Below are 20886 nucleotides of genomic sequence, written 5' to 3' on the forward strand. Positions count from 1 at the left end.
TTCCCCCGGTCGGCCGGCCAGGACCTCACCCGACCTGGCCCGACCCATCTGACCACTACGCGCACAGTACGGAACGCGTAGGGATACGGACAGTCGATTACCGGGTCCGGGGCTCTCGCCACATCGGCCACATCCGGGGGCCGTCGGGGAGGTCGAGGGCCCGGCCGGTGAACTCGAAGCCGAGGCGTTCGTACAGCACCTTGCTACGGGCGCTGCTCGCCTCCAGGTAGGCGGGCAGACCCTCGCGGTCGCAGCGGTCGAGGACCGTCCCGATCAACGCGGTGCCGAGCCCCTCTCCCTGCCGGCCCGGGGCCACGCCGATCATCCACAGGTACGCGTGGGCCCGCCCGGCGGGATGGATGTCCTCCGTCAGCCGGGCTATCAGTTCGACGCGTTCGTTCTCCGGGTCGACGGCCTCGCGGACCCGGGCGGGGACGTCCCCGGCGCCCGGGTCCCCGGCGTCCACGTCCCCCTCCGCGGGGAAGGGCAGCCACAGCGCGCAGGCCGAGGCGTCCTCGGTGAGATCGATGCGCCCGTCGGCGAACACCGCGTCGGCGAAGGCGGCCATCAGCAGGTGGTGGGTGCGGCGGCGGTACTCCACGCCGGGGAAGACCCAGCTGCTCACCGGATCGTCCTGGAACGCCTCGTCAAGGAGCCGGACGACCCGCTCCCGGTCGTCCTCCCCCGCCGTCCGGATCACCACACTCATGCCCCGCCCGCCCCTTCGCCCAACGTCGCCCGTACGTAAGGCGGTTGAGCCTAACCGGTGGCGTCCTCACCGGCGGGGTCCGCGCAGGGAGACAGGAGAGCAGAGGGCGGGCCCCGCACACCGTGAGGTGGTGCGGGGCCCGCCGGCCGGAGCCGTCGGCGGTGCGGCCGTACGTCGGTCAGGTGCCGTACGGCCCTCTACGGACTCCGGTGTCCTGCGGCCCGGACCGGGCGATCGAGGTCGTCCCGGTCCGGCGGAGCGGACGGGACGGCCGTCAGGTGCTGCGACGGGTCACGAACTCGGCCAGCGCGAGCAGGCCGCCCGCCGCCTCCGGATCGGGCACGGCGCGGGCCAGTTCCTGCATCGCCCCCGCCATCCGGTCGGCGGCCCGGGCCTGCGCCCAGTCACGGCCTCCGGCCCGCTCCACCACGAGGGCGGTGCGGTCCAGGTCCTCCTTGCCCTCCTCGTACGGCGCCGCGTACAACTCGGCCAGCTCCGCGGCGGCCGGGGTGCCGGAGTTGAGGGCGGCGACCACCGGCAGGGACTTCTTGCGGGCGGCCAGGTCCGCACCGGCCGGCTTCCCGGTCTGCCGGGGGTCGCCCCATATGCCGATCACGTCGTCGATGAGCTGGAAGGCGAGCCCGGCCTCGCGGCCGAAGGCGTCCAGGGCGTCCACGTGCGCCGCATCCGCGCCGGCGTACAGCCCGCCGAGGGCGCAGGCGCAGCCCAGCAGGGCTCCCGTCTTGGCCTCGGCCATGACGAGGGTCTCGTCGAGCGTGACCTCGCCCGGAGCGCGCCGTTCCATCGAGGTGTCCGTGTGCTGGCCCTCGCACAGCTCCATGACGCAGTCGGCGAGCCGGACCGCCGCCGCCGCGGACGCCGGGTGCGGGTCGGCGGCGAGCAGCCGCAGGGCCAGTGCCTGCAGGGCGTCCCCGACGAGGATCGCGTCGGCGTCACCGAACACGGTCCAGGCGGTCGGCCGGTGACGGCGGGTGGTGTCCCGGTCCATCACGTCGTCGTGCAGCAGCGTGAAGTTGTGGACCAGCTCCACCGCCGCCGCGGCCCGGCCGGCCGCCGCCCGGGCCGCGGGACCACCGAGCGCGGCCGCCGCGGTGAGGACGAGCGCGGGGCGGATCGCCTTGCCCGCGTTGCCGGCGGCGGGTGTGCCGTCCGCGTGCTGCCAGCCGAAGTGGTAGAGCGCGACCCGGCGCATCCCGGCGGGCAACGACGCGATGGCGGAACGCAGTTCGGGATCCACGGACGCCCGCGACTCCCGCAGGAGCGCCTCCGCCTCGTAGCCGCCCTCGACCGCCACCGGCTCTCCGTCCCGCCGTGCGCCGATGGGCCACTGCCTGTCCGGCGTTCCCGTGGGACGACACGTCGCGGTGGCGCCGCGCCGAGCCTCCGTCATGGACTCACCCTCCCCCTCGGCCCGTCCGTACCCCCGGGGTGTACCCGCCCTGCCGGGCGGGGACACGGCGTGGGGGAAACCGATGTCACTGCCAGCGGCCGATCTCGACGTTCTCCAGGACTCCGAGCGCGTCCGGTACGAGGACGGCTGCCGAGTAGTAGGCCGTGACCAGGTACTTGATGACGGCCTGCTCGTTGATGCCCATGAAGCGCACCGACAGGCTCGGCTCGATCTCGTCCGGGACGCCGGTGGCCCGCAGACCGATCACGCCCTGGTCCTGCTCACCGGTACGCATCGCGATGATCGAGGACGTCCGCGCCTCGGTGACCGGAATCTTGTTGCACGGGTAGATGGGCACCCCCCGCCAGGTGGGGATGCGGTTGCCCGCGACGTCGATCGTCTCCGGTACGAGCCCGCGCCGGTTCAGCTCACGGCCGATCGCCGCGATGGCCCGCGGGTGGGCGAGGAGCAGCTTGGTGCCCCGTCGGCGGCTCAGCAGCTCGTCCAGGTCGTCCGGGCCGGGCGCACCGGCGTGCGGCTGGATCCGCTGGTCGTACTCGCAGTTGTGGAGCAGGCCGAACTCGCGGTTGTTGATGAGCTCGTGCTCCTGGCGCTCCTTCAGCGCCTCCACGGTCAGCCGGATCTGCTGCTCCGTCTGGTTCATCGGCTTGTTGTAGAGGTCGGCCACGCGCGAGTGGATACGCAGCACGGTCTGGGCGACGCTCAGTTCGTACTCACGGGGCCGTGCCTCGTAGTCGACGAAGGTGTGCGCGATGTCCGGCTCGCCGGTGTGACCGGCGGAGAGGTCGATCGCCTTCTCGCCCTGCTTGTTGGTGTTCTGCTCCGGCTGCGAGCGCCGCTCGTCCAACTGCGCGCGCAGGGAGTCCGACCGCTCCGCGACCTGCTCCACCTCGGTGCGCGGCAGTACGAGCACCGTGCAGGCGGTGACCGTACGGGCGGTGTACTCCCAGATGGGGTCCTCGTCCAGCAGTGCCTGGTCACCGAAATAGGCGCCGTCGGCGAGGACACCGAGCACCGCGTCGTCGCCGTAGGGGCCGGTACCGATCTTCTCGACCTTGCCGTGGGCCAGCAGGTAGACCTCGTCGGCGCGGCCGCCGAACGAGGCGATCACCTCGCCGGGGCCGAACTCCCGCTGCTCGCAGCGCTGCGCGAGCTCCGAGAGGACCTCGTCGTCCTCGTACGAACGCAGGGCCGGCAGCTCGCCCAGCTCCGCGGGGACTACCTCGACGCGGTCGCCGGTCTTCACAAAGGTCACGCGGCCGTCCCCGACGGCGAAGGTCAGACGCCGGTTCACCCGGTACGTGCCGCCTTGAATGTCCACCCAGGGGAGCGAGCGCAGCAGCCAGCGCGAGCTGATCTCCTGCATCTGAGGAACGGACTTGGTGGTGGTGGCCAGGTTCCGCGCGGCCGCCGTGCCGAGGCTCTGCTGCGGCCTGGTCTGCTCGATGCGGACCTCTTCGCCTACCGACATAAGGAATTGCCCTCCCAGTCATGCCGGGCGAACGCGCCCGGCATCGATGTGCAGGGACCAGCCTTCCTCACGGAGCGTGCCGGTGCTATTACACGAACGAGGGGGAATGGATCTCGGACGACCGGGGCAGGTATGAGGGCTTGTTCGCGGCCTCGGCGGTCTTGTCCGGGGCTGGTCAACGCCGTTGGCCGGAACGAAGTTGTCCGAATCGGCTCGCACACGGGCCGAACAAGTAATAGAAACGGCTCCGCTCCGGTACAAGCACCGTACGAGGCGGTCGCACCGGGCGGCTGTCGCACTGAGTTACGAAGGAGCCGGCCATGGCCCCACCCATGTCCGCGAGCAGTTTTCTCGAAGCCCTGAAGAAGGAGGGCCTCACCGTCGTCGAAGTCGGCGACTGGCAGGACCACAACCGCAACGACAAGGGCGACTGGGGTCCCGTGCACGGCGTGATGATCCACCACACGGTCACCAGCGGCAGCGAGCGGACGGTGGACATCTGCCGCAAGGGCCACGCGAACCTGCCGGGTCCGCTGTGCCACGGGGTGATCACCAAGGACGGCAAGGTCCACCTGGTCGGGTACGGCAGGGCCAACCACGCCGGCCTCGGTGACGACGACGTCCTGCGCGCGGTGATCGCGGAGAAGGGGCTGCCCGGGGACAACGAGACGAACACCGACGGCAACCGGCACTTCTACGGCTTCGAGTGCGAGAACCTGGGCGACGGCGACGATCCCTGGCCGGACGAGCAACTGGAGGCGATCGAGCGGGCCGCCGCGGCCGTCTGCCGCCACCACGGCTGGAACGAGCGGTCCGTCGTCGGCCACCTCGAATGGCAGCCGGGCAAGGTGGACCCGCGGGGGTTCACGATGGACTCGATGCGGGAGCGGGTCCGCGACCGGTTGAAGTGACGTGCCGCCCCGGGTGACCGGCCCGCACCGCCGGGCGGCCCGCACCACCCGCCGGGCCGCACCACCCTCGCGGGGGGGGGGCCGCGCCACCCGCGCGGGGGCCGCACCACCCGACGGGCGGCGCCGCCCGGGCGGCCCGCGCTGTCCGGCGGTTCGCGCGACAATGGCGGGGTGACCGGCACCGACACCTCCGACCCCGCCGCCCTGGCGCCGCGCCTGCCGTCGCCCTCGCAGGAGGTCGTCGACGACCGGTTCGAGCGGCACGGTGTCCGACTGCTGCTGAAGCGCGACGACCTGATCCACCCGGAACTCGTCGGCAACAAGTGGCGCAAGCTCGCGCCGAACCTCGCCGCGGCGGACGGGCGGGCCGTCGTCACCTTCGGCGGCGCCTACTCCAACCACCTGCGCGCCACGGCCGCCGCCGGCCGGCTGCTCGGACTGTCCACGGTGGGTGTCGTGCGCGGCCAGGAGCTGGCCGGCCTGCCGCTCAACCCCTCCCTGGCCCGGTGCGCCGCCGACGGCATGCGGCTCCACTTCGTCGACCGCGCGGTCTACCGGCGCAAGACCGAAGCCGAGACGCTGGCGGCGCTCCTGCGCGCGGTGGACGCCGAGGGCGCGTTCGTCGTCCCGGAGGGCGGCAGCAACGCGGCGGCCGTCCGCGGGTGCCGGGCCCTGGGCGAGGAACTGGCCGGAGAGGCGGACGTGGTCGCCGTCGCCTGCGGCACCGGCGGCACGCTCGCCGGGCTGGCGGCCGGGCTGCCCCGAGGGCGGCGCGCACTGGGCGTTCCCGTACTCAGGGGCGGATTCCTGGACGGCGACATACGGCGGCTCCAGGACCGCGCGTTCGGCGGGCCGCGCGGCGCGTGGAGCCTCGACGACCGCTTCCACCACGGCGGCTACGCCCGTACGACGCCGGAGCTGGACTCCTTCGCCGCGGACTTCGAGGCACGGCACGGCCTTCCCGTGGAACGCGTCTACGTCGCCAAGATGCTGTACGCCCTCAGCGCCCTCGCCCGGGAGGGCGCCTTCCCGCGCGGGACCACCCTGGCGGCGGTCGTCACCGGCCGCCCCTTCCCCGGGGCGCCGCCCTGAGCGGGACCGTGCCGCCGGACCCGCCCCCACCACGCCCGCCGTGCCCACCACGCCCGCCCTGCCGCGCTCACGTCGTTTCCCGGTACGCCGCCGCCTCCTCCAGGTCCAGCCGCCGCAGCAGGGTCCGCAGCATCTCGTCGTCGATGTAGCGGCCGTCCCGCAGCCGCACGAACACCTCGCGCTCGGCGCCGATCATCTCCCTGGACAGCCGCCGGTAGGTGTCGTCGACGGTCTCCCCGGTGGCGGAGTTGACCTGGCCGAGCCGTTCCCACACCGCGTTGCGGCGGCGCTCCAGGACCGTGCGGAGGCGGTCGGCGAGCGGGCCCGGCAGGGTGTTGCGCTCGTCGGCGAGCAGGTCGTCCAGGCGCTGCTCGGCGGCCCGGGAGGCCTGTGCCTGGGCGTTGGCCTCCGCCAGTGTCTCGGCCTGCACGTCGTGCCCGGGGAACTTCAGCAGGCGGATCAGCGGCGGCAGGCTGACGCCCTGGACGACCAGCGTGCCGATGACGGTGGTGAACGTGAGGAAGAGGACGAGGTTGCGCTCGGGGAAGGGCTCGCCGCCGTGCACGGTGAGCGGAATGGAGAAGGCGATGGCCAGCGAGACCACGCCGCGCATCCCGGCCCAGCCGATCACGAACGGCCCCTTCCAGGAGAGGTCGCCCTCGCGCGCGCGGACGCGTGCCGACAGCCGGGGCAGGAAGGTCGCCGGGTACACCCACGCGAACCTCGCCACCGCGACCACGAGGAAGACGGCGAGGGCGTACCGGGCGGCGTCGGCGACCGCGTAGTCCCCGAGCCCCTTGAGGACGACGGGCAACTGCAGCCCGATGAGGGCGAAGACGGCCGACTCCAGGACGAAGGCGACCATCTTCCACACCGCCTCCTCCTGGAGCCGGGTGGCGAAATCGACCTCCCACGCGCGGTGGCCCAGATGGAGCGCCACGACGACCACCGCGAGGACCCCGGAGGCGTGCACCTGCTCGGCGACGGCGTACGCGGCGAACGGGATCAGCAGGGAGAGCGTGTTCTGCAGCAGCGCCTCCGTCAGGTGGGTGCGCAGCCAGTGCAGCGGCACCATCAGGACCAGGCCGACACCGACGCCGCCCACCGCCGCGATCAGGAACTCGCCGATCCCGCCGGCCCAGGTCGCGCCCTCGCCGACCGCCGCGGCCAGCGCCACCTTGAAGGCGGTGATGGCGGTGGCGTCGTTCACCAGGGACTCGCCCTGGAGGATCGTGGTGATCCGGGAGGGCAGCCCCACGCGGCGGGCGACCGCGGTGGCCGCGACGGCGTCCGGGGGCGCCACGACCGCGCCGAGCACCAGGGCCGCGGTCAGCGGCAGGCCCGGCACGATCAGGTACGCGGCGCAGCCCACGACGAACGTGGCGAAGAGGACGTAGCCCACGGACAGCAGCGCCACGGGCCGCACCTGGGCCCGCAGGTCCAGGTAGGAGCTGTCGGAGGCCGCCGTGTAGAGCAACGGGGGCAGCAGGAGGGGCAGAACGATGTGCGGGTCGAGGGTGTAGTCGGGCACACCGGGGACGTAGCTCACCGCCAGCCCCACCGCGACGAGCAGCAGCGGCCCCGGTACCGGTACCCGCCGCCCCGCCGCGGCGACCGCGGCGCTGCCCGCCACCAGCAACAGCAGCGGCATCACGTGCATCGTCCTCGCCCGCCCTCTTTTTCCGCGCGGTGGTCCGCACGCCCGTCGTAACCTGGCAATCATGAAACAGTGCACGCACGCCGACGCGCTGCCGCACCCGGAACCGGAACCGCGCGGCGAGACCTGCCCGGAGTGTCTGGCCGAGGGCACGGACCCGGTGCAGCTGAGACTGTGCCTCGACTGCGGTCACGTCGGCTGCTGCGACTCCTCCCCCGGGCAGCATGCGACGGCGCACCACAAGGAGACGGGCCATCCGGTGATGCGCACCTTCGAACCCGGGGAAAGCTGGCGCTGGTGCTTCGTCGACCATGTCCTCGTGTGAGTCCCCGCGGGACCTCGTCCCGGGACGGTTCGACCGTCTGACGTCTGGGTACGTCAACCCGGCGCGCGCTCTTCCGATTTGGGCCCGCCCAACCCCTAGCCACTGTGCGTGTTCGTGTGTTTACCATGAGTGACAGCAAGGGGTTGGGGTTGCGGGACAGGAAAGTTCGGAGCGCGATAACGTCACCGCTGAACCACGTATCGCGTTACCCCCGAGGGGCGACCCTCGGCCCTTTGACGCTTGTACCACCTTGGAGGTGAGGGTGTCCCAGATCGCAGGCGAGCCCGGGACCCAGGACTTCGTGGAAGTCCGGCTGCCGGCCGCGGGTGCCTACCTGTCGGTGCTGCGTACGGCGACGGCCGGCCTCGCAGCCCGCTTGGACTTCACCCTCGACGAGATCGAGGATCTGCGTATCGCAGTCGACGAGGCCTGCGCGATCCTGCTTCAGCAGGCCGTGCCGGGCTCGGTGCTCAGCTGCGTCTTCCGCCTTGTCGACGACTCGCTCGAGGTCACCGTCTCGGCGCCGACCACGGACGGCCACGCCCCCTCGCGGGACACCTTCGCGTGGACGGTGCTGTCCGCCCTCGCGGGCAAGGTCTCCTCCGCCGTGGACGAGGACAAGACCGTTTCGATCAGCCTCTACAAACAGCGCGGCGCGGGACCCGGGCCGGCGTGACGAACGGGGACGGGCCGGTGCGGGACGAAGAGCGCGGCACACGGGAGCTGTCGGCCGGGGGCGCACGTTCTGAGGGCGAGGCCCGGCGTACGGCGGACGGCATCGACGGCATCCCCGAGCAGGCCCGACCGCATCCGGTGGACGAGACCTCGCCCGAGGCCGTTCCGCCGGGCGAAGGGCAGCGGGCCGGGGACACCCCGGCCCGCCCCGGCCCGGCGGAGGCGGGAGCTCGGGAAAGGGCGACGGGCGGGACGATGAGCGAGCACGAGCGACACTCCGAAGACGGCGTGCCCGGTGCACGGGGCGCGCAGGGCACGCGGCACGACCCGCAGGACCGCAGCGGAGCGCGTCTGCTGTTCACCGAGTTGCGCACCCTGGCGAAGGACAGCCCCGAGTACGCGGAGCTGCGCAACCGGCTGGTCCGCATGCACCTGCCCCTCGTGGAGCACCTCGCGCGCCGTTTCCGCAACCGCGGCGAGCCCCTGGACGACCTCACCCAGGTCGCCACCATCGGACTCATCAAGTCGGTCGACCGCTTCGACCCGGACCGCGGGGTGGAGTTCTCGACGTACGCGACTCCCACGGTCGTCGGCGAGATCAAGCGGCACTTCCGGGACAAGGGCTGGGCGGTGCGGGTCCCGCGCAGGCTGCAGGAGCTGCGGCTGGCCCTGACGACCGCGACGGCGGAGCTCTCGCAGCTGCACGGGCGCTCCCCCACCGTCCACGAGCTCGCCCAGAAGCTGTCGATCTCCGAGGAGGAGGTCCTGGAGGGCCTGGAGTCGGCCAACGCCTACTCCACCCTGTCCCTGGACGTCCCGGACACCGACGACGAGTCCCCGGCGGTGGCGGACACGCTCGGCGCCGAGGACGAGGCGCTGGAGGGGGTCGAGTACCGCGAGTCCCTCAAGCCGCTCCTGGAGGACCTGCCGCCGCGGGAGAAGCGGATCCTGCTGCTGCGCTTCTTCGGGAACATGACCCAGTCCCAGATCGCGCAGGAGGTCGGGATCTCGCAGATGCACGTGTCACGGCTGCTCGCCCGCACGCTGGCGCAGCTGCGGGAGAAGCTGCTGGTCGAGGAGTAGCCGCCGGACGCCGCTCGTGGTCGCGCCGCAGACCACCGGGGCAGCGGTCGGCCCGGTTACTTCCCGGCGTCCCCCGACGGCCGGCCGGAGTTGCCCGGCCCCCGGATGCCGAGGGCGAGGGTGGTCGTGGGATTGACGAGCAGCACAAGACCGGTGACGGCCGCCGCACCGAGCACGACGCCCGCCGGGACGGCCAGGCCGTCGGCCCGCAGCATGTTGTAGGCCACGGGCAGCGCCATGAGCTGCGTGATGACGGCCGGCCCCCGGCTCCAGCCCTTCATGGCCAGCAGTCCGCGAGCGGCGAGCAGCGGCAGCAGCGCGAGGACGATCAGGGTCACGCCGCCGGTGAGCGCCGAGGTCCGGTCGTCGGGGTGGCCGGTGAGACCCCCCACGAGCATCCAGGCGCCGCCCACGACGAGCGCCGCCCCCTCGAACGCGGCCAGCGCGGCCGCGGCGGTCAGCCGGCCGGGACGGGGCTCCGCGTCGTCGGCGGCTTCGGGGGCTGGGGTCTGCTCACTACTCACCCCTGCAGGGTAGCCCTCGGGGCACGGGCGGCCGCGGCGGTGTCGGACCTATCACGCGCGCCGGGGGTGCGTGGGGTTCTTCACCTCGGTCTGGGCCGAGTACCACCCAGTAGGTACCCTGCAGACCATGCGTGCACTTCTCGTGGTCAATCCGGCGGCAACCACCACGAGCGCGCGCACGCGCGACGTGCTGATCCATGCTCTCGCCAGCGAGATGAAGCTGGAGGCGGTCACCACCGAGTACCGCGGCCACGCCCGGGACCTCGGCAGACAGGCCGCGCAGAGCGACGACATCGAGCTGGTGGTGGCCCTCGGCGGCGACGGCACGGTGAACGAGGTCGTCAACGGCCTGCTGCACGGCGGCCCCGACCCGGACCACCTGCCCGGCCTCGCGGTGGTCCCCGGTGGATCCACCAACGTGTTCGCCCGCGCCCTCGGTTTGCCCAACCACGCGGTGGAGGCCACCGGCGCCCTGCTGGACGCGCTGCGCGAGGGGCGCGAGCGGACGGTCGGCCTGGGGCTCGCCTCGGGCACGCCGGGCACGGAGGACGAGGCGGTCCCGGAGCGCTGGTTCACCTTCAACGCCGGGCTGGGCTTCGACGCCGGCGTCGTCGGCCGCGTCGAGCAGCACCGCGAGCGGGGCAAGAAGTCGACCCACGCCCTCTACGTCCGCCAGGTGATGCGCGCGCTGGTCGGGGAGCCGCACCGCCGCCACGGGACGATCACCCTGGAGCGGGAGGGCGCGGACCCGGTCACCGACCTGGTGCTGTCCATAGTCTCGAACACGTGCCCCTGGACGTTCCTCGGCAACCGTCCGATCTACGCGTCCCCCGAGGCGTCGTTCGACACCGCCCTGGACGTGTTCGGTCTCAGCCGGCTCTCGGCGGGCGCGGTCGCCCGGTATGGCACGCAGTTGCTCACTTCGTCCCCCGAGCGCGGACCGCGCGGACGGCATGCCGTCTCCCTGCACGATCTGACGGGCTTCACCTTGCATTCGAAGGTGCCTCTCCCCCTTCAGATGGACGGTGACCACCTCGGGCTGCGGACCAGCGTGACGTTCACAGGCGTACGCCGTGCACTGCGTGTGATTGTGTGAGCAGAAGCGGCGAAAGTCCTTTCACTCGAACGTTTAGGCCAGGGTCCACCCCATGGAAGTACGGCTGTGACCTAGTCGACACCGAAGAATCAAAAAAAACTTTCCGGAAGGGGTTGTATCCGCCGCCGAGGTTTGCGAGTCTCTTCTTGGCGATCGGGACGGCCCGCAGAACCAGCCTCCACAGATCACCGGAACCCCTCTTCAAACCACAGGACCACGCCAGGGAACCTGGCTGTAGGCCCTTCCCTTGTTGAGGGATTCGTGAAAGCGTTCACATTCACAAGCAATCCGCACGTAATACCAAGGAGAGGTAGCAGCCATGGACTGGCGTCACCGCGCCGTTTGCCGCGAGGAAGACCCCGAGCTCTTCTTCCCCATCGGCAACACCGGTCCCGCGCTGCTGCAGATCGAGGAAGCCAAGGCCGTCTGCCGTCGCTGCCCTGTCATGGAGCAGTGCCTGCAGTGGGCGCTCGAGTCCGGTCAGGACTCCGGCGTCTGGGGTGGTCTCAGCGAGGACGAGCGTCGCGCGATGAAGCGCCGTGCCGCCCGCAACCGGGCTCGTCAGGCATCCGCCTGACCAGCCGCCCCTACTGACAGCCTCAGCTTGGCGGCGTGTACAGCGCGTACACATCCCCCGCCCCCGAGCCGCAGCGCGCAGTACCCCCCGATGAGCATCGGGACGATGCATCGCACGAGCACTGGCCTCGGACCTTCACCGGTCCGGGGCTTTTTGCTGCCCCGGACCGGTGCTTCGCGACTACTTCTCCGTGGGCACCGGAATGTCCAGGATCACGCGCGTGCCGCGGTCGGGGGCCGGGACCATGTCGAAGGTGCCGCCCAACTCGCCCTCCACCAGGGTGCGTACGATCTGCAGCCCGAGGTTCCCCGAGCGGTGCGGGTCGAAGTCCTGGGGCAGGCCGACGCCGTCGTCCTGGACGGTGACCAGCAGCCGGGCCTCCTTCGTCGTGCCGCCGCGGACCGCGGAGACCTCCACCGTGCCGGTGTCGCTGTCGCGGAAACCGTGTTCCAGCGCGTTCTGCAGGACCTCGGTCAGCACCATGGACAGCGGGGTGGCGACCTCGGCGTCGAGGATGCCGAAGCGGCCGGTGCGCCGGCCCGTGACCCGGCCCGGCGAGATCTCCGCCACCATCGCCAGCACGCGGTCGGCGATCTCGTCGAACTCCACGCGCTCGTCCAGGTTCTGGGAGAGCGTCTCGTGCACGATCGCGATCGAACCGACCCTGCGCACGGCCTCCTCCAGCGCCTCGCGGCCCCGGTCGGACTCGATGCGCCGGGCCTGGAGGCGCAGCAGGGCCGCCACGGTCTGCAGGTTGTTCTTCACCCGGTGGTGGATCTCCCGGATGGTGGCGTCCTTGGTGATCAACTCGCGCTCGCGGCGTCGCAGTTCCGTGACGTCCCGCAGGAGCACCAGCGAACCGATGCGCGTGCCCTTGGGCTTGAGGGGAATGGCGCGGAACTGGATCACCCCGTCGTGCGCCTCGATCTCGAACTCGCGCGGCGCCCAGCCGCTGGCCACCTTGGCGAGCGCCTCGTCCACCGGGCCGCGGGACGGGGCGAGTTCGGCGGTGGTGCGGCCGAGGTGGTGGCCGACCAGGTCGGCGGCCAGGCCCATGCGGTGGTAGGCCGACAGGGCGTTCGGGGAGGCGTACTGCACGATGCCGTCCCCGTCGACCCGGATCAGGCCGTCGCCGACGCGGGGCGAGGCGTCCATGTCGAGCTGCTGGTTCTCGAACGGGAAGGCGCCGGCCGCGATCATCTGTGCGAGGTCGGAGGCGCTCTGGAGGTACGTCAGCTCCAGGCGGCTCGGTGTCCGCACGGTGAGCAGGTTGGTGTTGCGGGCGATGACGCCCAGGACGCGTCCCTGGCGGCGTACGGGAATGGACTCCACGCGGACCGGGACCTCTTCGCGCCACTCGGGGTCGCCCTCGCGCACGATGCGGCCCTCGTCCAGCGCGGCGTCCAGCATGGGGCGCCGGCCGCGCGGGACCAGGTGGCCGACCATGTCGTCCTGGTACGAGGTGGGGCCGGTGTTCGGCCGCATCTGGGCGACGGAGACGTACCGCGTGCCGTCCCGGGTGGGGACCCACAGGACCAGGTCGGCGAAGGAGAGGTCGGAGAGGAGCTGCCACTCCGAGACCAGCAGGTGGAGCCACTCGAGAGCGGAGTCGTCGAGCGCTGTGTGCTGGCGTACGAGTTCGTTCATGGACGGCACGGGGCTGAGCGTACCTGGCGGTACGGACGACGATCGAAACCAGCCACGTGCCACTGCTCCCCCGCCCGGAGACGCCCCGACACACCTCAACACGCCCCGACGCGCTGCGACACGCCAAGGACCACCGGAGGCACCCGCGGGCCGCGGCGCCTGGGAGGGACCCTCAGCCCTCCCGGCACCGCAGCCCGGAGCAACATCGGCCGTGGGGTGTGCGGTCCCGTTCGGCCGAAGGGTGAGGAGCCGGGGCAGTCAGGGCAGAGAGCTCCGGTTCCTCGGTCCGCCCTCCTGTGCGGGGAAGGCGGAAGTCCGGCGGCCACCTCGCGCGAGCGACCCGCCGAGTGCCCTGGCGCCCATTCTGGACTAGACCACTAAGCGTGTCCATGCGGTGGACCGTGTTTGTTGAGCCTAGCCCGTCCGGCCCCGCCCGCGGGGCCGGACGGCGAGCCGTCACCGGTCCCGGTGACGGCGTTCGCCAGTGCCGTGAGCCCGTCCGCCGGCCGCCGGCCGCCCGCGCGCGCCCGGCCTTTCCCCGCGACCGCGGGACCCCGCTCTGTTAGATTGGTCTAAACCACATAACCGCCACACAGTCAGTCCCGGACCCCGGACGGGTCCTCTCTTCGAAACGGCAGGCCAGCGTGGAAGTTGTCATCGTTCCCGATGCCAGGGCGGGCGGCGAACTCATAGCCGAGGCCATGGCGCAGTTGCTCCGGCGCAAGCCCGGCGCCCTGCTCGGGGTGGCCACCGGCTCGACGCCGCTGCCGGTGTACGAGGCGCTGGCGGCCAAGGTGCGCTCGGGCGCCGTGGACACCGCGCGGGCGCGGATCGCCCAGCTCGACGAGTACGTGGGGCTTCCCGCGGAGCACCCGGAGTCCTACCGCTCGGTGCTGCGGCGCGAGGTGCTCGAACCGCTGGGCATCGGCATGGACGCGTTCATGGGCCCGGACGGCACGGCGGAGGACATCCAGGCGGCGTGCCAGGCCTACGACGAGGCGCTGGGCGGGACCGGCGGGGTGGACCTCCAGCTCCTCGGCATCGGCACCGACGGGCACATCGGCTTCAACGAGCCCTGCTCCTCGCTCGCCTCGCGGACCCGGATCAAGACGCTCACGGAGCAGACCCGCGTGGACAACGCGCGCTTCTTCGACGGTGACATCGAGCAGGTGCCGCACCACGTGATCACGCAGGGCATCGGCACCATCCTGGAGGCCCGGCACGTGGTGCTGCTCGCCACCGGGGAGGGCAAGGCGGACGCGGTCGCCGCGAGCGTCGAGGGCCCCGTCGCGGCCGTGTGCCCGGCCTCCGCGCTGCAACTGCACCCGCACGCCACGGTCGTCGTCGACGACGCCGCGGCCGCCAAGCTGAAGCTCGCCGACTACTTCCGGCACACCTACGCCCAGAAGCCGGACTGGCAGGGCATCTGACCCGTCCCGCACGCACGCGCAGGCGCCGGCCCCCGTGACGGGGACCGGCGCCTGCGCCGTTCCGGGGCCAGACACCAGACACCAGGCGCCAGGCGCCAGGCATCAGGCATCAGGCATCAGGCACGAGGACGGGTGACGGGGACGGGTGACGGGTCCCTCAGCGGCCCGTGCCCACGACCGCCTCCGCCGCCGCGAGGCCGCAGACGCGGGCCGCGCCGTGCGTGGCGAGGTGCAGGGCGCCGCGGGGTTCGGCGCGCGGCACGCCCATCTCGACGACGACCGTGTCGGGGCGGGCCGCGAGCAGCGTGTCGAGGGCCGCCGCCATCCAGGGGTGACGGTGCTCGTCGCGGACCACGGCGACGACGCGGCGCCCGTCCGCCGCGGCCAGCGCCTCGGCCCCGGCGTCGGGACCGTTGAAGCTGTCCGTCTCCGTGCCCGGCAGCAGGCGGCGGAGTTCGGCGGCGACACCCCAGGGCGTCTCGTCGCCGACCGCGATGTTGGCGACGGGGGTGAAGGCGGCGACGTAGGGCGCCCCGGTGAGCGGGGTGAAGTCCGCGGCGGCGGTGACGCGCAGGGCGCGGCGGGCGGCCCGCAGGCCCACGTCGCCGTCGGCGGTGTCCTCGGGCCGGGCGCCCGGCCGGTTCGCCGTCGTCCAGCGGGACAGGGACCGGACGCGTTCCGCCGCGTCGGCCAGCCGCTCCTCGGGCAGCTCGCCCGAGCGGACGGCCTCCACCAGGGCGTCGCTCAGCCGCCGCACGGTGTCCTCGTCGGACAGGCCGCCGCCCACGCAGATCGCGTCGGCGCCGGCCGCAATGGCCAGCGCGGTGCCGCGTTCGATGCCGTAGGTGCCCGCGATGGCCCGCATCTCGATGCCGTCGGTGACGATGAGGCCGTCGTAGCCCAGTTCGCCGCGGAGCAGCTCGGTGAGGATGCGGCGGGACAGCGTCGCCGGGCGGTCCGGGTCCAGGGCGGGGACCAGGATGTGGGCGCTCATCACCGCGCGGCTGCCGGCGGCGACGGCCGCGCGGAACGGGACCAGGTCGCGTGCCGCGAGGACGTCGGCGTCCACGTCGATGAGCGGCACGGCGTGGTGGGAGTCGATGCCGGTGTCGCCGTGGCCCGGGAAGTGCTTGGTGCAGGTGGCCACGCCGGCGGACTGCATGCCGGTGACGTAGGCGGCGGTGTGCCGGGCGACCAGGTCGGTGTCGGCGCCGAAGGCGCGTACGCCGATGACCGGGTTGTCCGGGTTGGAGTTCACGTCGGCGGACGGGGCCCAGTTGAAGTTGACGCCGCTGTCCGCGAGCCGGCGGCCCAGCGCGGCGGCGACCTCCCGGGTGAGGCCCACGTCGTCCACGGCGCCGAGGGCGTGGTTGCCGGGGAAGGAGGAGCCGGTGCGCACTTCGAGGCGGGTGACGTCGCCGCCCTCCTCGTCGATGGCGACCAGCACGTCCTCGCGTTCGGCGCGCAGCTGTGCGGTGAGGGCCGCGACCTGCTCGGGCGAGGTGACGTTGCGTCCGAACAGGGCGACGGACGCCAGGCCCTCGCCGAGGCGGCGCAACAGCCAGTCGGGGGCGGTGGTGCCGGCGAAGCCGGGCTGCAGGACGGTGAGGGCGTCGCGGGTGAGGGCGTCGGTGGCCCTGGCGAGGGTCGTCATCGGTGCGTCATCCCTTCACTGCGCCGGCGGTCAGGCCGCTGACGGCCTTGCGCTGCAGGAAGACGAAGAGAACGAGGATCGGGATGGCGAAGAGGGACGAGGCGGCCATGGTGGCGCCCCAGTCGTCGCCGAACTGGGTCTGGAAGCTGGACAGCCACAGCGGCAGCGTCTGGGCCTCGGCGTCCTTGTTGAGCACCAGGACCAGGGCGAACTCGTTCCAGGCGGTGATGAAGCCGAACAGCGAGGTGGACATCAGGCCCGGCGCGAGCAGCGGCAGGATGACGCGGCGGAACGCCTCGGCGCGGGTGCAGCCGTCGACCATCGCCGACTCCTCCAGCTCCTTCGGCACGGCGGCGACGAAGCCGCGCAGCGTCAGGATGGTGAAGGGGAGGATCATCATCATGTAGAAGAGCGTCAGCGGCACCAGGCTGTTCAGCATCGACGCGTCCCGCACGATCATGTACATCGCGATGATCATGACTTCCCAGGGCGCCATCTGGGCCAGCATGAAGCCGATGATGAAGCCGCGCCGCCCCTTGAACCGCATCCGCGCCAGGGCGAAGGACCCGGCCAGCGCGATGACCAGGGAGAACACCACGGCGAGGATGGTGACGGTCAGCGAGTTGGTGACGTAGGTCCAGAAGTGGTCGACGTCGGTCGCGGTCCTGAAGTGCTCGAAGGTGATGTTGGTCGGGATCCAGACCGGGTCCTCCGAGAGGATGTCGCCGGTCGGCTTGAGGGCCGTGGCGAACATCCAGTACACGGGGAAGACGAAGCCGATGAACAGGACGACGGCCGTGGCGTTGGGCCACAGGCGGCCGAAGAGCGAGCGCTTCACAGCTCGTCCTCCTCTTGCTTGAGCACGATCCTGAGGTAGTACGCGGTCAGGCCGATCAGGAGCAGGATGGTCAGGGCGGCGATGGCCGCGCCCATGCCGTAGTGCTGGTTCCCGACGCCCTCGACGTAGGCGTAGACGGGCAGGATCTCGGTGAGCCGGTCCGGGCCGCCCTCGTTGATGAGGTAGACCTGCACGAAGGCCTTGAAGACCCAGATGATCTCCAGGAACGTCGTGGCGTAGAGGAAGGGCCGCAGGAACGGCATGGTGACCGTGGTGAAGCTCCGCCAGGCGCCGGCACCGTCGAGCGACGCGGCCTCGTAGAGCTCCTTGGAGATGGTGGTGGTCGCCGCGTAGAGGTTGATGGCGACGAACGGGATGGACATCCACACGATCAGCAGGGTGACGACGAAGAACGTCGACATCTGGCTGCTGGTCCAGCTGTAGTCGGCCATGGAGTGCCAGCCGAGCTTGTCCAGGACCCAGTTGACGACGCCGAAGCGCTGGGCGAACAGCCACTTGTAGACGGTGGTGGCGGCCACGATCGGCATGGCCCAGGCCAGCACCAGGCCGAACAGCAGGGTGAAGCGCATCCGCTTGCCGAGGCGGGCCAGCAGCAGGCCGACCAGGGTGCCCAGGAGCATGATCAGGACGACGTTGACCGCCGTGAACAGGATCGAGCGGAGGGTGACCCGCCAGAAGTCCTCGCTGCCGAGGGTCTCCTTGTAGTTGTCGACCCCGTTCCACTCGGTCACATGCTGGATCAGCTGCCCCATGTTGAGGTTCTGGAAGGACAGCAGGATGTCCTTCAGCAGCGGCCAGCCGAGCAGCAGCACGGTGGCGGCGCAGGCGGGCAGCAGCAGCAGGTACGGGGCGAGCGCGCCGGCACGTGCCGCGGCTCTCGTTCTCGGCCTGCCGGTACCGCCGCCGTCCGCCTTGCGGACGTCGGCCGGGCCGGAGGGCGGCCGTTCGGTCTGCACGGTCATGCTCGCGTTCTCTCTTCTCGACCTGTGTACGTCGACCCGCGTGCGGTGGCCGGGGCGGGAGCCGTGGTGATCCGGCTCCCGCCCCGGCCGATCCGGTCCTACTGCTCCTGCGCCAGGCGCTTGTTGAACTCGCCCTCGACCTGCTTGGCCGCGTCGGCCGGGGACTTCCCCTTGAGCACGGCGGTCAGGTAGGTCTTGATCGGGTTGGGCGCGTTCTCGACCGCGGCCCACTCCGGGATCAGCGGCGTGGTGCCACCGCCCGCGACGGCCGGCGCGGCGGCCTCGGCGGCGGCGTTGCCCTTGAGGTTGGTCTGCAGCGCGTCCTTGTTGGGGATGACGCCGTTGGCCTTGGCCAGCGCACCCTCGTTCTGGTCGGACAGCGCGATCTTCAGGAACTCCTTGGCGAGGTCCTGGTTCTTGCTGCCCGCGGCGACGGCGAGGTTGGAGCCGCCGAGGAAGACGCCCTCGGGCTTGTCGGCGCTCGGACCCGGGATGGTGAAGTAGCCGATGTCCTTCTCGATGGCCGGGTTGGCCTCGATCGCGATGCCGGTCTCCCAGCCCATGCCGATGAACGCGCCGGTCTTGCCCTTGGCGAAGACCTCACCCTGCTGCGGGGTGGCCTCGTCCTTGTCCTTGGGCGCCTGGGAGAGGGCCTGGAACTTCTTGTAGGTCTCCGTCGCGGCGGCGATCTTCGGGTCGCCGAGGTTGGAGACGTACTTGTCGCCGTCCTTCTTGACCAGTTCGGCGCCCTCGCCGATGGCCAGGCCGACGAAGTGGTACCAGTTCTGCCCCGGCAGGTAGATCGGCTCGGCGTCGGTCTTCTCACCGACGGTCTTGAGGGCGTCGTAGAACTCGTCGCGGGTCTTGGGGAGTTCCTTGATGCCCGCGTCGGCCCAGATCTTCTTGTTGTAGACGACCACACGGTTGGCGACGAACCACGGGGCCGCGTACTGCTTGCCGTCGAACACGGAGGACTCGTTGATGGACTCGGTCCAGTCCGCGCCGACCGAGCTCTTCAGATCGGCCAGTTCGGCGAGGCCGCCGGTCTTGGCGTAGGCCGGCGTCTGGGTGTTGCCGATCTCGAAGACGTCCGGCGGGTTCTCCTCGGACAGGGCGGTGGTCAGCTTCTGCTGGATGCCGTTCCACTGCTGGACCTCGAACTTGACCTTGGCCTTGGTCTTGGTCTCGAACTCCTTGGCGACGGCCGCCTGCCAGTCGTCCGGCGAGGAGCCGTCCATCACCCACACGGTGAGCGTTTCGCCGGCGTAACCGTCGGCCCCGGTCTTCTTGCCGTCGTCGCTGTCGCCGCCGCATGCCGCGATCGAGACCATCATGCCCGCGATACCGATCGCGGCTATCAGCTTGCGCTTCACGCCACCCTCCTCAGGGATGCCACAAAACCCCCCTGCCTCCCCGCGGTTGCTCGTCGACGCGGACCGCCCATGGGGCCGGGACCTGGACCAATGGTGTAGACCAGTACGGGGAGCTTGGCCCAGACCATTAGGGCTGTCAAGGGTGTTCAAACCCAGCCTCGCCGTCCGTGATGCGACCGAGATATGCAGGGACCCTTCATTGCGCGGGGCCCGGATCGGGCACCCGCGGACCGGGTGTACCACGCCCGCCGGGCGCCGCGCGGACACGGCCGCGGACGCACGTACCAGCCGTACCCGGCACACCACCCCGCCACCCGTCGGAACGCCCCTCCCGAACCCGCCGGGGAGCGCGACCGGAACCCGCCGGGGAACACCTCCGGCACTCCGCCCGCCGCTGCTGTGGACTAGACCAAGGGTGGCCCCGGAGGTATACAGAAGGGATCACGGAGCGTGCGGGGCTATCCCGGCACGGAGCCGTGCCACGATGTGAGCCGTGGCCGACAGGGATAGCGGTCGCTTCGGCATCCGGAGCCGGGAAGGCAGAGCATGAGCACCGACGTCAGCAGTGCGGAGAACGAGGGTGGGGCGACCGTCCGTACCGCGCGCGTGCCCAAGTACTACCGTCTGAAGAAGCATCTGCTCGACATGACCCGGACCCAGACCCCGGGCACACCGGTCCCGCCGGAGCGCACGCTGGCCGCCGAGTTCGACACCTCGCGCACGACGGTGCGCCAGGCCCTGCAGGAGCTGGTCGTCGAGGGCCGGCTGGAGCGCATCCAGGGCAAGGGCACCTTCGTCGCCAAGCCCAAGGTGTCGCAGGCGCTGCAACTCACCTCGTACACCGAGGACATGCGGGCCCAGGGCCTCGAACCCACCTCGCAGCTGCTGGACATCGGCTACATCACCGCCGACGACCGGCTCGCCGGGCTGCTGGACATCACGGCCGGCGGACGGGTGCTGCGCATCGAGCGGCTGCGCATGGCCAACGGGGAGCCGATGGCCATCGAGACCACGCACCTCAGCGCGAAGCGCTTCCCGGCGCTGCGCCGGTCCCTGGTGAAGTACACGTCCCTCTACACCGCGCTGGCCGAGGTGTACGACGTCCATCTCGCCGAGGCCGAGGAGACCATCGAGACCTCCCTGGCCACCCCGCGCGAGGCCGGCCTGCTCGGCACCGACGTGGGCCTGCCCATGCTGATGCTCTCCCGGCACTCGCAGGACGGGTCCGGCCAGCCGGTGGAGTGGGTCCGCTCGGTCTACCGCGGCGACCGCTACAAGTTCGTGGCCCGGCTGAAGCGCCCGCAGGACTAGGTGTACTGACTCGTGAGGTTGGGGACGCGGCTGGCGGGTGGTTGCCCTTTCAGCGCGGTGTGTCCGCGGTGGTGATTGTAGGTATGCAGCCATTGCGG

Annotated in this window: 19 protein-coding genes and 1 pseudogene; 9 read left to right on the forward strand and 11 right to left on the reverse strand. The window is 71.5% G+C overall.

The window, feature by feature from the left end; all coding sequences use genetic code 11:
• Positions 1-97: 97 nt before the first annotated feature.
• The 3 genes from IG94_RS0122145 to IG94_RS0122155 form a co-directional block, all read right to left on the reverse strand.
• Positions 98-709: a GNAT family N-acetyltransferase gene (locus IG94_RS0122145; RefSeq protein ID WP_031039751.1), complete on the reverse strand. Its 612-nt coding sequence runs from the start codon at positions 707-709 to the stop codon at positions 98-100.
• Between the two features lie 274 nt (positions 710-983).
• Positions 984-2120, reverse strand: coding sequence for a family 2 encapsulin nanocompartment cargo protein polyprenyl transferase (locus tag IG94_RS0122150; RefSeq protein WP_031039755.1), 1137 nt, complete (start codon positions 2118-2120; stop codon positions 984-986).
• A gap of 85 nt (positions 2121-2205) precedes the next feature.
• On the reverse strand, positions 2206-3612 hold the full coding sequence (locus IG94_RS0122155) for a family 2B encapsulin nanocompartment shell protein (RefSeq protein WP_031039758.1): 1407 nt from the start codon (positions 3610-3612) through the stop codon (positions 2206-2208).
• Between the two features lie 320 nt (positions 3613-3932).
• Between IG94_RS0122155 and IG94_RS0122160 the strand changes: the two genes are divergently transcribed.
• The gene (locus IG94_RS0122160) at positions 3933-4523 is read left to right on the forward strand and encodes an N-acetylmuramoyl-L-alanine amidase (protein ID WP_031039760.1); all 591 of its coding nucleotides are present in this window, start codon (positions 3933-3935) and stop codon (positions 4521-4523) included.
• 171 nt (positions 4524-4694) lie between these two features.
• Positions 4695-5615 carry a 1-aminocyclopropane-1-carboxylate deaminase/D-cysteine desulfhydrase gene (locus IG94_RS0122165; protein WP_031039764.1) on the forward strand — a complete coding sequence of 307 codons (921 nt, stop codon included), beginning with the start codon at positions 4695-4697 and terminating at the stop codon, positions 5613-5615.
• 67 nt (positions 5616-5682) lie between these two features.
• On the opposite strand, the gene IG94_RS0122170 is transcribed toward IG94_RS0122165, so the two are convergent.
• Positions 5683-7275, reverse strand: coding sequence for a Na+/H+ antiporter (locus IG94_RS0122170; RefSeq protein WP_031039767.1), 1593 nt, complete (start codon positions 7273-7275; stop codon positions 5683-5685).
• 61 nt (positions 7276-7336) lie between these two features.
• On the opposite strand from IG94_RS0122170, the gene IG94_RS0122175 reads away from it, so the two are divergent.
• The 3 genes from IG94_RS0122175 to IG94_RS0122185 all read left to right on the forward strand — a co-directional run bounded on the left by IG94_RS0122175 (position 7337) and on the right by IG94_RS0122185 (position 9355).
• Positions 7337-7597: a UBP-type zinc finger domain-containing protein gene (locus IG94_RS0122175; RefSeq protein WP_031039770.1), complete on the forward strand. Its 261-nt coding sequence runs from the start codon at positions 7337-7339 to the stop codon at positions 7595-7597.
• Positions 7598-7859: 262 nt separating this feature from the next.
• On the forward strand, positions 7860-8273 hold the full coding sequence (locus IG94_RS0122180; protein ID WP_031039773.1) for an ATP-binding protein: 414 nt from the start codon (positions 7860-7862) through the stop codon (positions 8271-8273).
• Positions 8270-9355, forward strand: a complete 1086-nt coding sequence (locus IG94_RS0122185; RefSeq protein WP_063763399.1) for an RNA polymerase sigma factor SigF — start codon at positions 8270-8272, stop codon at positions 9353-9355. Before IG94_RS0122180 ends, IG94_RS0122185 begins: the two co-directional genes overlap by 4 nt.
• A 56-nt stretch (positions 9356-9411) precedes the next feature.
• Here the strand turns inward: IG94_RS0122185 and IG94_RS0122190 are convergent, their stop codons facing one another.
• Positions 9412-9879 (reverse strand): hypothetical protein, encoded by a 468-nt coding sequence (locus IG94_RS0122190; RefSeq protein WP_031039778.1) that lies wholly within the window; start codon positions 9877-9879, stop codon positions 9412-9414.
• A gap of 127 nt (positions 9880-10006) precedes the next feature.
• On the opposite strand from IG94_RS0122190, the gene IG94_RS0122195 reads away from it, so the two are divergent.
• Together IG94_RS0122195 and IG94_RS0122200 are read left to right on the forward strand one after the other, a co-directional pair.
• Complete coding sequence (locus IG94_RS0122195; RefSeq protein WP_031039780.1) at positions 10007-10975, forward strand: diacylglycerol/lipid kinase family protein; 969 nt, start codon at positions 10007-10009, stop codon at positions 10973-10975.
• A 319-nt stretch (positions 10976-11294) separates the two neighbouring features.
• Complete coding sequence (locus IG94_RS0122200; RefSeq protein ID WP_003973730.1) at positions 11295-11552, forward strand: WhiB family transcriptional regulator; 258 nt, start codon at positions 11295-11297, stop codon at positions 11550-11552.
• 180 nt (positions 11553-11732) lie between these two features.
• On the opposite strand, the gene IG94_RS0122205 is transcribed toward IG94_RS0122200, so the two are convergent.
• Positions 11733-13199, reverse strand: coding sequence for a sensor histidine kinase (locus tag IG94_RS0122205; RefSeq protein ID WP_194963140.1), 1467 nt, complete (start codon positions 13197-13199; stop codon positions 11733-11735).
• A 644-nt stretch (positions 13200-13843) separates the two neighbouring features.
• Here IG94_RS0122205 and nagB point away from each other — a divergent pair.
• The gene (gene nagB / locus IG94_RS0122210) at positions 13844-14629 is read left to right on the forward strand and encodes a glucosamine-6-phosphate deaminase (protein ID WP_031039784.1); all 786 of its coding nucleotides are present in this window, start codon (positions 13844-13846) and stop codon (positions 14627-14629) included.
• 157 nt (positions 14630-14786) lie between these two features.
• Here the strand turns inward: nagB and IG94_RS0122215 are convergent, their stop codons facing one another.
• The 4 genes from IG94_RS0122215 to IG94_RS0122230 all read right to left on the reverse strand — a co-directional run bounded on the left by IG94_RS0122215 (position 14787) and on the right by IG94_RS0122230 (position 19477).
• Positions 14787-16283: a glycoside hydrolase family 3 protein gene (locus IG94_RS0122215; RefSeq protein ID WP_031039786.1), complete on the reverse strand. Its 1497-nt coding sequence runs from the start codon at positions 16281-16283 to the stop codon at positions 14787-14789.
• 7 nt (positions 16284-16290) lie between these two features.
• Positions 16291-17121, reverse strand: coding sequence for a carbohydrate ABC transporter permease (locus tag IG94_RS0122220; protein WP_031039788.1), 831 nt, complete (start codon positions 17119-17121; stop codon positions 16291-16293).
• A complete protein-coding gene (locus IG94_RS0122225; RefSeq protein WP_031039789.1) occupies positions 17118-18104 on the reverse strand; it encodes a carbohydrate ABC transporter permease in 987 nt (328 codons plus the stop codon). The genes IG94_RS0122220 and IG94_RS0122225 overlap by 4 nt, the downstream gene beginning before the upstream one ends.
• Positions 18105-18202: 98 nt before the next feature.
• The gene (locus IG94_RS0122230) at positions 18203-19477 is read right to left on the reverse strand and encodes an extracellular solute-binding protein (RefSeq protein ID WP_031039791.1); all 1275 of its coding nucleotides are present in this window, start codon (positions 19475-19477) and stop codon (positions 18203-18205) included.
• A gap of 546 nt (positions 19478-20023) precedes the next feature.
• Here IG94_RS0122230 and IG94_RS0122235 point away from each other — a divergent pair.
• Entirely contained in the window at positions 20024-20788 is a 765-nt protein-coding gene (locus IG94_RS0122235; protein ID WP_031039798.1) for a GntR family transcriptional regulator, read from the forward strand.
• Here IG94_RS0122235 and IG94_RS41840 read toward each other — a convergent pair.
• Positions 20785-20886, reverse strand: a pseudogene (locus IG94_RS41840) (IS481 family transposase); the annotation flags it as partial. The gene IG94_RS0122235 and the pseudogene IG94_RS41840 overlap by 4 nt on opposite strands.

Source organism: Streptomyces olivaceus, assembly GCF_000721235.1.
Classification (GTDB): domain Bacteria; phylum Actinomycetota; class Actinomycetes; order Streptomycetales; family Streptomycetaceae; genus Streptomyces; species Streptomyces olivaceus.